The sequence below is a fragment of the Streptomyces sp. NPDC052020 genome (genome assembly GCF_040680575.1).
Taxonomy (GTDB): Bacteria; Actinomycetota; Actinomycetes; order Streptomycetales; family Streptomycetaceae; genus Streptomyces.
Genome location: NZ_JBFAWY010000046.1, coordinates 13,770 through 26,551, shown reverse-complemented (window position 1 = coordinate 26,551; position 12,782 = coordinate 13,770). Strand labels below are relative to the sequence as shown.

Genomic DNA, 12,782 nt, shown 5'->3' with positions numbered 1-12,782 from the left:
CCTCCGGGAAGGGCGCCCCGGACGGGCCGGGCGCGGCGGCTCAGTACGGCGCCTCCCACACCAGCGTGGTGCCGCCGCCGTCCGCCCCGACGCCCGGCCCGTGCCGGCTGGATCCGCCCAAGGACTCGGCGCGGCGCCGCAGGTTCGCCAGTCCGCTGCGCCGCCCGCCCTCGGGGATGCCGACACCGTCGTCGGCGACAGTCAGCCGGACGCCCGGCCGGCCGCCCTCCAGGGTCACGGTCGCGTCGACGAGGACGTCGATCCGGGAGGCCCTGGCGTGCCGGAAGGCGTTGGAGAGACCTTCCCGCAGGGCCGCGACGAGGTTCTCGCCCGTCGCCTCGCCCACCGCGCTGTCGACGGGACCGGCGAAGCGGCAGGAGGGCGTGAACCCCAGCGGCACCGCGGCCGTGGTGATCTCACGCAGCACCCGCCCGCGCAGCCCCGGCTCCTCCTCGGCGGGCTGCCGCAGGGCGAAGATGGCCGAGCGGATCTCCTGAATGGTCACGTCGAGTTCGCCCACGGCCCTGCCGATGCCGTCGCGCACCTCGGGCACCGCCGACCGGCGCCGGGCGCGCTCCAGCAGCATCCCGGTGGCGAACAGCCGCTGGACGACGAGATCGTGCAGATCGCGGGCGATGCGGTCACGGTCCTCGTACACCGCGAGCCGTTCCCGGTCGCGCTGCGCCTCGGCCATCATCAGCGCGAGCGCGGCCTGCGCGGCGAACCGGACCGCCAGGGCGCGCTCGGTCCGCGAGAACGGGCGCTGCCCGCGCGCCCGGGGGGTGACGAGGCCGCCCAGCACTCGGTCGCCGCTGCGCAGGGGCAGCAGCATGGCCGGTCCGTAGCCGCGCGCGAGGCCGGTGTCCAGGCGGGGATCGGTGGCGGCGTCCTCCACGAACACGGCGCGTCCGTCCAGAAGCTCGGCGACGGCCCCGCGCCCCGGCGGGAACACCGTGCCCAGCGCCTCGGTCGGCCCCTCCGAGGCGACAGCCGCGATCTCCAGACCGCCCCCGCCGGCCGGCAGCAGGACGATCCCGGCGGCGGCTCCGGACAGCCGGCGGGCCTGCTCCGCGACCACGTGCAGGGCGTCTTCGCCGTCGTCACCGGAGAGCAGGGCCGTGGTGACGGCGACCGACCCGTCGATCCAGCGCTCCCGCTGCTGGGCGGCCTCGTACAGCCGCGCGTTGCCGATGGCGATGCCGGCCTCGGCGGCCAGCACCCGCACCATCGCGAGATCGTCGTCGGTGAACGGTTCGTCGCCGCGCTTGTCGGTCAGATACAGGTTCCCGAAGACCTCGCCCCGCACCCGGATCGGGACGCCGAGGAACCCGCGCATCGGCGGATGGTGCGCGGGGAACCCGTACGCGCGCACGTCCGCGGTCAGATCCTCCAGCCGGACCGGCTCCGGGTCACGGATGAGGGCGCCCAGCAGGCCCCGGTGCCCGTCGGGCGGGTGCCCGATCCGGCGGGCCGTCCCCTCGTCGACGCCGTGGTGCACGAAGTCGGCCAGTCCCTCGCCGTCCTCGGCGATGACGCCTATCGCCGCGTAGCGGGCGCCCGCCAGGCCGGCCGCCGTCTCACAGATCCGGACCAGCGTGGAATGCAGCTCCAGCCCGCTGCCGACGGACCGCACCGCCTCCAGCAGCCTCGGCACCCGCGCGGCGAACTCGGCGGAGATCCCCTGCGGGGACGGCCGGGGCCCGGGATCCGGTGCGGTGGGCATAGCCCGAGCCTAATGAGCCACCTTTGTCAGGGAAAGTCGGATTTTTTGCGGGCCGGACGACCGCGGCCCCGCCGAACCCCCGCTCCAGCAGCCGCGTGGGTTCGACGGCTTCACCACGGCCCCGCGCCACCGGCCGAACGAGCCCCTGAGAGCTCCCACGAGCTCCCACGGCGTCGCCACCGCCCCCGCGCCGACACCGGTACCGGGCCCCGCGACCTCATCGCGCCGCCACCAGCAGGTCCGACGCCGCCTCCCGCTCGATCATCGACCGCAGCGGGCCCTCCACGACGGCGAGCTCGTCGAACGTCCCCCGCTGCGCGACGCGGCCCTCGTCCAGGACGACCACCTCGTCCACGGCCGCCAGGCCCGCCAGCCGGTGCGTGATCAGCAGGGTCGTACGGCCCTCGGTGGCGGCCAGCAGATCCGCGGTGAGCGCGTCGGCGGTCGGCAGGTCGAGATGCTCGGCGGGCTCGTCCAGCACCAGGACGGGGAAGTCGGCGAGCAGCGCCCGGGCCAGCGCCAGCCGCTGCCGCTGGCCACCGGACAGCCGCGCCCCGTGTTCCCCGACCAGTGTGTCGAGGCCGTCGGGCAGACCATCGGCCCACTCCAGCAGCCTGACCCGTGCCAGGGCGTCCCTCAGGGCGGCGTCGGTGGCGTCCCTCCGGGCCAGCAGCAGGTTCTCGCGCACCGAGCTGTCGAAGAGGTGCGCGTCCTGGGCGCACAGCCCGACGAGCCGCCGCACCTCGTCCCCGTCCAGGGTGCGGGCGTCGACCCCGGCCAGCGTGTACGCGCCCGCGTCCGGGTCCAGGAACCGCAGAAGCACCTGCGCCAGGGTCGTCTTGCCCGACCCGGACGGCCCGACGACGGCGATCCGGCGGCCCTCCGCCAGCGTCAGGCCGATCCCGGCCAGGGCGTCACCGTCCTGCCCCGGGTGGCGGGCCGTCAGGTTCTCGACCACGAGCGGGAAGGGCGCGGCGGGCGCCTGCCGGGGCCGCGCCGGATCCCGAACCGGCTCCGGCGCGTCCAGCACCTCGTGGACGCGCTCGGCGCTCTTGCGCACCCGCTGCCGGAACTGCGCGGCGAGCGGCAGCCCGAGGACGGCCTCGAAGGCGGCCAGCGGGGTCAGGACGACGACCGCCGCCAGCAGGCCGTCGAGCCTGCCGTCGGCCACCGCGCGCACCGCGACCAGCGCGGCGGCGGCGACGGTCAGCCCGGACACGAGGGCGGTCAGCCCGCTGCCGAGCGCGGTGGCGGTGGCGGCGCGTGAGGTGATCCGGGTGAGGGCCGCGTCGGCCCGCCGCACCTCGGCGGTGCGCACGGGCAGGGCACCGGCCACGGTCAGTTCGGCGGTGCCGGTGAGCAGGTCGGCCACCCGGGCCGCCAGGACTCCGCGGGCGGGCGCCAGCCTGCGCTCGGCCCGCCGGGCCACGGCGCCCGTGATCAGCGGAACGCCCGCACCGGCCGCGAGCAGCCCGGCCGCGAGGACGGCACCGGCCTCCGGCAGCAGCCAGGCCGTGAAGCCGGCCGACGCCGCGGAGACGGCCACCGCGGCGGCGGCCGGCAGCAGCCAGCGCAGCCAGTAGTCCTGCAACGCGTCCACATCGGCGACGAGCCGTGCCAGCAGATCGCCCCGGCGGTGGTGCCGCAGGCCCGCGGGCGCGAGCCGCTCCAGCCGCCGGTAGACGGCGACCCGTGTGTCGGCCAGCATCCGCAGCACCGCGTCGTGCGACACCAGCCGTTCCCCGTACCGGAAGACGGCCCGTCCGATCCCGAAGGCGCGCGTCGCCGTCACGGCCACCATCAGATAGAGCACGGGCGGCTGTTGCGACGCGCGGGAGATGAGCCAGCCGGAGGTGGCCATGAGGCCGACGGCGCTGCCGAGCGCGAGGCTGCCCAGCAGCAGCGCGAGCCCGAGCCGCCCACGCCGGGCGGCGGACATCGCCCGTACCCGGGCCAGGACACCGCCGCGGACGCCGGCGGCGGTGCCCCCGGTACCGGCCGGGCCGGTGCCGGGGACCGCGGCCTCCTCCCCGGCGCGGGCACCGGCCGGCTCCTCGATCGGGCGGGGCGCGTCCGAGATCGCCGGACGCGGTCGGCGGGCAGCCGCCGGCTCCGTCAGGCGCACCACCCGGTCCGCCACCTCCAGCAGTGCCGGCCGGTGCACCACCAGCAGCACGGTCCGCCCCCGCGCGAGCCGCCGCACCGCGGCCACGATCTCGGCCTCGGTCGCCCCGTCCAGGGCGGCCGTCGGCTCGTCGAGCAGCAGCACCGGCCGGTCCGCGAGGAAGGCGCGCGCCAGCGCGAGCCGCTGCCGCTGCCCGGCGGACAGCCCGGCCCCGTCCTCGCCGAGCACCGTGTCCATCCCTCCGGGCAGCGCCTCCACGAACGACAGCGCGCCGGCGTCCCGCAGAGCCCGCCGCACGGCGGCGTCGTCCGCCTCGGGCCGGGCCAGCCGTACGTTCTCGGCGATGGTCCCGGCGTACAGGTGGGGCCGCTGCGGCACCCAGGCCACACGGGCGTGCCACTGCGCGAGGTCCAGTCCGGACAGATCGGCTCCCCCGATCCGCACCCGGCCCGCCACCGGCCGTACGAATCCCAGCAGGACGTTGAGCAGAGTGGACTTGCCCGCCCCGCTCGGCCCCACGAGCGCGACCGTCTCTCCGGGCTCGACGGTGAGCGTCAGGTCCGACACGGCCTCCGCGGACCGTCCGGGGTAGCGGACGGTGACGCCCTCGAAGGAGAGGGAACCGTCCCTCGGCACCGTCCCGGTGCCCGGCTGGGGCGCGGAAGTCTCCAGGACCTCGAATATCTCCTCGGCGGCCGCGAGTCCCTCGGCCGCCGCGTGGTACTGCGCCCCGACCTGCCGCAGCGGCAGATACGCCTCGGGCGCGAGGACGAGGATCACCAGTCCGACGTACAGGTCCATCTCGCCGTGGACGAGGCGCATGCCGATCGTCACAGCGACCAGCGCCACCGACAGGGTGGCGAGCAGTTCCAGCGCGAAGGACGACAGGAAGGCGATCCGCAGGGTCCGCATGGTGGCGCGCCGGTACTCGCCGGTGATGTGCTTGATCGACTCCGCTTGTGCCTTGGCCCGCCCGAAGACCTTCAGCGTCGGCAGTCCCGCCACCACGTCCAGGAAGTGCCCGGACAGCCGGGACAGCAGCCGCCACTGCCGGTCCATCCGGGACTGCGTGGCCCAGCCGATCAGCACCATGAAGATCGGGATGAGCGGCAGGGTGCCGACGATGATGGCCGCCGAGACCCAGTCCTCGGTGACGATCCGGGCCAGCACCGCCACCGGTACGACCACCGCGAGCCCGAGCTGCGGCAGATAGCGGGAGAAGTAGTCGTCGAGGGCGTCGACGCCGCGAGTGGCGAGAGCGACCAGAGAGCCGGTCCGCTGGCCGCTCAGCCAGCCGGGCCCCAGCGCGGTCGCCCGCTCCAGCAGCCGGCCCCGCAGCTCCGACTTCACCGCCGCGCTCGCCCGGTGCGCGGCCAGCTCGGTGAGCCAGCCGACCAGCGCCCGGCCGACGGCGACGGCCGCCAGGAGCAGCAGGGGCGTACGGAGACCACCGGCCGTCAGGCCGTGCTGGAAGGCGCCCACCACCACATCGGCGATGAGCATCGCCTGCGCGATGACCAGCCCGGCGCCGACAGCGCCCAGGGCGATGACCGCGAGCAGGAAGAGACGGGTGGCACGGGCGTGGTGCAGCAGGCGCGGATCGATGGGTTTCACGTGAAACATGCCCTTCGGCCCGGGGGTGTGTTCCACGTGAAACACACCCCCGTGACGGAATCAGTGCGCGGCGTCGGCGAGGTGCTGGGTACCGATGCGCTTGCGGAAGACCCAGTAGGTCCACCCCTGGTAGAGCAGGACGACTGGCGTGGCGATCGCCGCGAGCCAAGTCATGATCTTCAGGGTGTAGGGGCTGGACGAGGCGTTGGTGACGGTCAGGCTCCAGTCCGCGTCGAGCGTGGACGGCATGACGTTCGGGAAGAGCGTCAGGAAGAGCATCACCACGGTGGCCACGATCGTGACGCCGGAGAGGGCGAACGCCCATCCCTCACGGCCGGCCTGGTTGGCCATCAGGGCCACGACCAGCGCGGCCACGGCCACCACCAGCGCGACCAGGCTCGTGCCGTCACCGCTGTCGACTTGTGTCCACAGCAGGAACAGCACCGCGAATACCGCCGTGACCAGGCCGACGCGCAGAGCCAGCGCCCGCGCCCGCTCCCGGATCTCCCCGACGGTCTTGAGCGCCGTGAACACCGTCCCGTGGAAGGTGAACAGGGTCAGCGTCACCAGGCCGCCGAGCAGGGCGTACGGGTTGAACAGGTCCCAGACGCTGCCCACGTACTCCAGCTCGCGGTCGATCTTCACGCCCCGGACGATGTTGCCGAAGGCCACACCCCACAGGAACGCCGGGATCAGCGAGGTCCAGAAGATCGCGGTCTCCCAGTTGCGCTGCCAGTTCTCCTCCGGCCGCTTCACCCGGTACTCGAAGGCGACACCCCGGACGATCAGACAGAGCAGGATGACCAGCAAGGGCAGGTAGAACCCGGAGAACAGCGTGGCGTACCACTCCGGGAAGGCGGCGAACGTAGCGCCGCCCGCCGTGAGCAGCCACACCTCGTTGCCGTCCCAGACCGGGCCGATGGTGTTGATCAGCACCCGCTTCTCGGGTCGGTCACGGGCGAGGAGCTTGGTGAGGACGCCGACCCCGAAGTCGAAGCCTTCCAGGAAGAAGTAGCCGGTCCACAGGACGGCGATCAGGACGAACCAGACGTCGTGCAGTTCCATGACGGTGCAACTCCCTCGGCCTAGTACGAGAAGGCCATCGGCTTGTCGGCGTCACGGATGTCGCCGCCGATCTTCGTGGGCGGGTTGAGGTCGGCCTCGGTGAGTTCGGGTGGACCGGCCTTGACGTACTTGGCGAGCAGCTTGACCTCGATGACGGCAAGGGTCGCGTAGAGCGCGGTGAACGCGATCATGGAGGTGAGGACCTCGGCCTGCGAGACGCCGGGGGAGACCGCGTCACGGGTCTGGAAGAGGCCGTAGACGACCCACGGCTGGCGGCCCATCTCGGTGAAGATCCAGCCCCAGGAGTTGGCGATCAGCGGGAAGCCCATCGTCCACAGCGCCAGCAGCCAGTACAGCCGGGTGAGCTTCGACCCGAGCGGCTTCTTCAGCAGCACCAGGTGCGGCACCTCGTCCTCCCCCGTCCGCCACGCGGCGGGCAGCAGGAACTTCTTCCGGGTAAGCCACAGCCCGAGCAGTCCGAGCGAGAAGGACGCCATGCCGAAGCCGATCATCCAGCGGAAGCCCCAGTAGGCGACGGGAACGATGGGCTTGTAGTCACCGGGCCCGAACTTCTCCTGAAGTGCCTCATTGGTGTCGTTGATGCCCGGCACGTACGACTCGAAGTCGCTGTGCGCGAGGAAGGAGAGGAGGCCGGGTATCTCCAGGGCGACCTTGTTGTGCCCCTCGTCGACGTCCCCGTAGGCGAAGACCGAGAAGGGTGCGGGTTTCTCGCCGTCCCACAGTGCCTCGGCGGCGGCCATCTTCATCGGCTGCTGCTCGTACATGACCTTGCCGAGCGTGTCACCGCTGACCGCGGTGAGCAGGCCGCCGACCGCCAGAGTGACCAGGCCGAGCCGGAGCGAGGTCCGCATCACCGGGATGTGCTTCTTGCGCATCAGATGGAAGGCGGCGATGCCCACCATGAAGGCGCCCCCCGTAAGGAAGGCCGCCGAGAAACTGTGGAAGACCTGGTTGAGCGTGGTGTTCTGAGTGAGGACGGCCCAGAAGTCGGTGAGCTCGGCCCGTCCCTTCTCCTCGTTGATCCGGTAGCCCACCGGGTGCTGCATCCACGAGTTGGCCGCGAGGATGAAGTACGCCGACAGCAACGTGCCGATCGAGACCATCCAGATGCAGGCCAGGTGGATCCTCTTGGGCAGCTTGTCCCAGCCGAAGATCCACAGTCCGATGAAGGTGGACTCGAAGAAGAAGGCGATCAGCGCCTCGAAGGCGAGCGGCGCACCGAAGACATCACCGACGAAGCGGGAGTAGTCCGACCAGTTCATGCCGAACTGGAACTCCTGCACGATGCCCGTGACGACGCCCATGGCGATGTTGATCAGGAACAGCTTGCCCCAGAACTTGGTCGCCCTGAGGTACTTCTCCTTCTCCGTCCGCACCCAGGCGGTCTGCAACCCGGCCGTCAGGGCAGCCAGCGAGATCGTCAGGGGGACGAAGAGGAAGTGGTAGACGGTGGTGATACCGAACTGCCAGCGCGCCAGGGTCTCCGGCGCCAAAGCCATGTCCACGTCGTCGCTCTCCTTACATCGCCGTGGTCAGCGGCAGTTTGTGCGTGTATGTCGCACCTATCTCGGGAGCTATCAGACACGCTTGTGAACGCGTTCACATTCACAAGCAATTATGACCTACTGTTTTTCGACGCTGGAAGGGGGGTCCCCTGTGACGTCAACCCCCTTGGCAGGAACTTCAACATCTTGTTGAATCCGCCGCATGGACACACAGGGACAGCAGACGCGGATACGGATCTCATGGCCCGCGGGACACCTCACCGCGACCCTCGACGACACCCCCACGGCACAGGCCCTTCGTAAGGCCCTGCCGCTCACCTCCACAGCCCGGACCTGGGGCGAGGAGGTGTATTTCGATACGGGAGTGTCGGTTTCACGTGAAACGGACGCCCGGCAGGTCGTCGATCCGGGCACGGTCGCCTTCTGGACCGAGGGCGACGCACTGGCCCTTCCCTACGGGCCCACACCGGTCTCGCGGGGCGACGAATGCCGCCTCGCGAGCCCCTGCAACGTGCTGGGCCGCCTCGACGGAGACCCCCGCCTGCTGGCGACGGTCCGCGACGGCGACCCGGTACGCGTCGAAGCGGCCGGCGCCTGACCCACCGGCCCGCCGACGGCTACGCCTCCGTGCGGAACTCTTCCGCCACCTTCAGGAAGATGTCGTTCGCCTCGTTCTCCCCGACCGTGACCCGGACACCCTCACCCGGGAACGGACGGATGACCACGCCGGCCCGCTCGCACGCCTCCGCGAAAGCGACCGTGCGCTCCCCCAGACGCAGCCACACGAAGTTCGCCTGGGTATCCGGCACCGTCCAGCCCTGGCCGCGCAGCGCGTCGACCACGCGCGTGCGCTCGCACACCAGCGAGCCGACCCGGCCCAGCAGCTCGTCCTCGGCCCGCAGGGAGGCGATCGCCGCCTCCTGCGCGAGCTGGCTCACGCCGAACGGCACCGCCGTCTTGCGCAGCGCCGCCGCCACCGGTTCGTGGGCGATCGCGAAGCCCACACGCAGCCCGGCGAGGCCGTATGCCTTCGAGAAGGTCCGCAGGACGCAGACGTTGGGCCGCTCACGGTAGAGCTCCACACCGTCGGGCACCTCGGGGTCGCGGATGAACTCGCGGTAGGCCTCGTCGAGCACCACCAGCACATCGCCGGGCACCCGGTCGAGGAACCGCTCCAGCTCGGCCCGCCGCACCACCGTGCCGGTCGGGTTGTTCGGGTTGCAGACGAAGACCAGCCGAGTGCGGTCGGTGACGGCGTCGGCCATGGCGTCCAGGTCGTGCACGTCACCCGGGGTCAGCGGCACCTGCACCGACCGCGCGCCGCTGATCCGCGTGATGATCGGGTACGCCTCGAAGGACCGCCAGGCGTAGACGACCTCGTCGCCCGGGCCGGACGTCGCCTGGATCAGCTGCTGAGCCACACCGACCGACCCGGTGCCCGTGGCCAGATGGGAGACCGGCACCCCGAACCGCTCGGACAGCTCGTCCATCAGGCCCGTGCAGGCCATGTCGGGATAGCGGTTGAACGAGCAGGCCGCGGCCGTCACGGTCTCCATCACGCCCGGCAGCGGCGGATAGGGGTTCTCGTTGGAGGACAGCTTGTAGGCCACCGGACCGTCGGCCGCGGCGGGCTTGCCCGGCTTGTAGGTGGGAATTCCCTCCAGCTCGGCGCGCAGCTTGGGGCTCGTCTCGCTCACCGCAGTCCTCCTTGTGACCACCACCGGCATCGAATACTCCTCACCCTATGAGGATTCGAGTCCCCTGCGTATAGGTGCGCGAAGAGGTGCGCGAACCGCCGGCCGCCCTCCCCCCACGCACCGAGCGACCCCGTCGGTCCCTTCCTCCTGCTCGGGTACCAAGGGCATCAGCGCACAAAGGCGCGCGACGGGGGGACACCCCGAGGGGGCGCGCCAGACATATATCCACGCGCCGGTAGCTCACGCCGTAGCGCGCATCACCCGTGCAGGTGAGTTGGGACCTCTTCGCCACCACGAAGACGTGCCAGATCAGCGTGCTCCGACACGTCACCTACCGACTCGACAGCAGCCAACTGCCTTGCAATCTCAGGGAGTTCACGCTCCTCGATCATGCAGAAACGTACCTGTCAACGCGTGCATATGCGTCCGCCCCGCCCCGTCGCATGAGCCCTACTATCGGCTCGCCATGACAGCAGCAGGGAAGCACCAGGTGAGCCGCGCGGAAACCTCACGCCGAGGCAGCCGGCCGGGCCGGGCAGGCATCAGAGACGTGGCTGCCGCCGCCGGAGTCTCCATCACGACCGTCTCCGACGCCCTCAACGGCAAGGGCCGGCTCCCGGACGCCACCCGCCGCCATGTCCGCGAGGTCGCCGAACGGCTGGGTTATCGCCCCTCAGCCGCCGCCCGTACCCTCCGTACCGGCAAGTCGGGTCTCATCGGCCTGACCGTGACGACGTACGGGGATGAACCTTTCACCTTCACCGAATTCGCCTACTTCGCCGAGATGGCGCGCGCCGCCACCTCCGCCGCGCTCGCCCGCGGCTACGCACTCGTCATCCTGCCCGCGACCTCCCGCCACGACGTCTGGTCCAACGTCGCCCTGGACGGCACGGTCGTCATCGACCCCTCCGACCAGGACCCGGTCGTCAGCGAGCTGGTCCGCCAGGGCCTGCCGGTCGTCTCCGACGGCCGCCCTGCGGGTCCCCTCCCGGTCACCGCCTGGGTGGACAACGACCACGAGGCCGCCGTCCTCGACATCCTCGACCACCTGGCCGCCGCAGGTGCCCGCCGCATCGGCCTCCTCACCGGCACCACGACCGACACGTACACCCATCTGTCGACCACCGCCTACCTGCACTGGTGCGAGCGCGTCGGCCAGGAGCCCGTCTACGAGGCATACCCGGCACACGACCCCTGCGCGGGCGCCGTCGCCGCCGACCGGCTGCTCGCCCGCCCCGACCGGCCCGACGCCGTCTACGGCCTGTTCGACCCCAACGGCACCGACCTGCTCGCCGCCGCCCGCCGCTACGGTCTGCGCGTCCCCGACGACCTGCTGCTGGTCTGTTGCAGCGAGTCCACCGTGTACGCCAACACCGAGCCGCCCGTCACGACCCTGTCACTCAAACCGCGCCACATCGGTACGGCCGTGGTGCAGCTGCTCATCGACGCCATCGAGGGAGTCGAGACGGAGCGGCCGCTCGAGCAGGTCATACCCACCGAGCTGATCGTCCGCACGTCGTCGCAGCGCCGCGCACCGCGTACGACGGTCAGCCCGCCCCGGTCATCCGAGGGGAAGTGACGCACACCGCGCACCGCGCGGAGGAGCCCCAAGACCTCCTCAGCGCGGCGTGCCGGACACGGACGGCGGGCAGCGGACAGGCGAAGGAGTCGCGGGAGGAAGGCGAAGAAAAGCGGGGAACGGACGGTCGCGGGACGGCCGAAGCCCGGCCCAATCGGGGCGAAAGCCGCAGCGAACCGGGAGTCGTGCTCTGATTCACCACCCCGGGGTCATCACATGGCGCGAGCCGCATTCCTATGATGGGCGCACGACACCGCGGGCCGCTGCGACCAGGCAGTCCGAAGCGGTGCAGATGCGGCGCGATGGTGGAGGGGTCGATGACTCAGGGGGCCGGTCAGGGACCCGAGGTGGAGCGGACGGCGACGTTGCGCGACTTCCGCGTGCCCGCGTACGTCCATGAGTCCGGCCCGTACCTCCAGGGCTCGCACCCGGGCGACATCGCACCACCCCACGAGGAGCCCTACCCCGACGGGTACACGCCCACCGAGCGCGACGTACCGGTGATCGATCCGGGCGACACGCCGCAGCTGCCCGTCGACCCCGCCGCCGCGCCGGCCGCGCAGCCCCCGGTGGGCCCGGGCCCGCTGTACGTCGTCGGCGACGTGCACGGCTACCTCGACGAGCTGGTGGCCGCGCTCCAGGACAAGGGCCTCATCGACGCCGCCGGCCACTGGTGCGCCGGCACCGCCCGGCTGTGGTTCCTCGGCGACTTCACCGACCGGGGCCCGGACGGCATCGGCGTCATCGACCTCGTCATGCGGCTGTCCGCCGAGGCCGCCGCCGCCGGCGGCTACTGCAAGGCGCTCATGGGCAACCACGAGCTGCTGCTTCTGGGCGCCAAACGCTTCGGCGACACGCCCGTGAACTCCGGAGCGGGTACCGCCACCTTCCAGGCGGCCTGGCTGCTCAACGGCGGCCAGAAGACCGACATGGACCGCCTCCAGGACCACCACCTCCAGTGGATGGCCCGCCTCGACGCCCTGGAGGAGGTCGACGGCCATCTGCTGGTCCACTCCGACACCACCGCCTACCTCGACTACGGCCGCTCCATCGAGGAGGTGAACGACACGGTCCACGAGACGCTCACGCGCAACGACGCGGACGAGGTGTGGGACCTGTTCCGCAAGTTCACCAAGCGGTTCTCCTTCCGGGACGAAGGGGGCGCCGACGCGGTCCGCAGGCTGCTGGACGCCTACGGCGGCAGCCGCATCGTCCACGGCCACAGCCCCATTCCCTACCTGCTGGGCGAGGTCGGCTCCGAGGACGGGGAGGACGGCTCCGGCCCCGTGGTCGAGGGCCCGCATGTGTACGCCGACGGGCTCGCCATCGCGATGGACGGCGGCGTGACCATGGCCGGAAAGCTGTTGGTGCAGCAACTCCCGCTCCCTGGCTGACCGTTCGCCCGCTGTTCTGTCTCCCGGCATCGGCGCGGGTCAGCACGGGTTTCTTGGTG

8 protein-coding genes are annotated in these 12,782 nt (G+C 71.7%); 3 read left to right on the top strand and 5 right to left on the bottom strand.

Going from position 1 to position 12,782, the window contains the following annotated elements:
- Positions 1 to 40 precede the first annotated feature (40 nt).
- The 4 genes from AB0L74_RS31080 to AB0L74_RS31065 all read right to left on the bottom strand — a co-directional run bounded on the left by AB0L74_RS31080 (position 41) and on the right by AB0L74_RS31065 (position 8,053).
- Entirely contained in the window at positions 41 to 1,723 is a 1,683-nt protein-coding gene (locus AB0L74_RS31080) for a GAF domain-containing protein (protein WP_365659718.1), read from the bottom strand.
- A gap of 217 nt (positions 1,724 to 1,940) precedes the next feature.
- A complete protein-coding gene (cydD, locus tag AB0L74_RS31075; RefSeq protein WP_365659785.1) occupies positions 1,941 to 5,471 on the bottom strand; it encodes a thiol reductant ABC exporter subunit CydD in 3,531 nt (1,176 codons plus the stop codon).
- A 51-nt stretch (positions 5,472 to 5,522) separates the two neighbouring features.
- Positions 5,523 to 6,527, bottom strand: coding sequence for a cytochrome d ubiquinol oxidase subunit II (gene cydB, locus AB0L74_RS31070; protein ID WP_365659715.1), 1,005 nt, complete (start codon positions 6,525 to 6,527; stop codon positions 5,523 to 5,525).
- A gap of 20 nt (positions 6,528 to 6,547) precedes the next feature.
- On the bottom strand, positions 6,548 to 8,053 hold the full coding sequence (locus AB0L74_RS31065) for a cytochrome ubiquinol oxidase subunit I (protein WP_365659713.1): 1,506 nt from the start codon (positions 8,051 to 8,053) through the stop codon (positions 6,548 to 6,550).
- 202 nt (positions 8,054 to 8,255) lie between these two features.
- Between AB0L74_RS31065 and AB0L74_RS31060 the strand changes: the two genes are divergently transcribed.
- A complete protein-coding gene (locus tag AB0L74_RS31060; RefSeq protein WP_365659711.1) occupies positions 8,256 to 8,651 on the top strand; it encodes a cyclophilin-like fold protein in 396 nt (131 codons plus the stop codon).
- Between the two features lie 19 nt (positions 8,652 to 8,670).
- On the opposite strand, the gene hisC is transcribed toward AB0L74_RS31060, so the two are convergent.
- Positions 8,671 to 9,750: a histidinol-phosphate transaminase gene (gene hisC / locus AB0L74_RS31055; protein ID WP_365659708.1), complete on the bottom strand. Its 1,080-nt coding sequence runs from the start codon at positions 9,748 to 9,750 to the stop codon at positions 8,671 to 8,673.
- 466 nt (positions 9,751 to 10,216) lie between these two features.
- On the opposite strand from hisC, the gene AB0L74_RS31050 reads away from it, so the two are divergent.
- Positions 10,217 to 11,329 (top strand): LacI family DNA-binding transcriptional regulator, encoded by a 1,113-nt coding sequence (locus AB0L74_RS31050; RefSeq protein ID WP_365659705.1) that lies wholly within the window; start codon positions 10,217 to 10,219, stop codon positions 11,327 to 11,329.
- Positions 11,330 to 11,631: 302 nt separating this feature from the next.
- Positions 11,632 to 12,723: a metallophosphoesterase gene (locus AB0L74_RS31045; RefSeq protein ID WP_365659702.1), complete on the top strand. Its 1,092-nt coding sequence runs from the start codon at positions 11,632 to 11,634 to the stop codon at positions 12,721 to 12,723.
- The last annotated feature ends 59 nt before the right edge of the window (positions 12,724 to 12,782 follow it).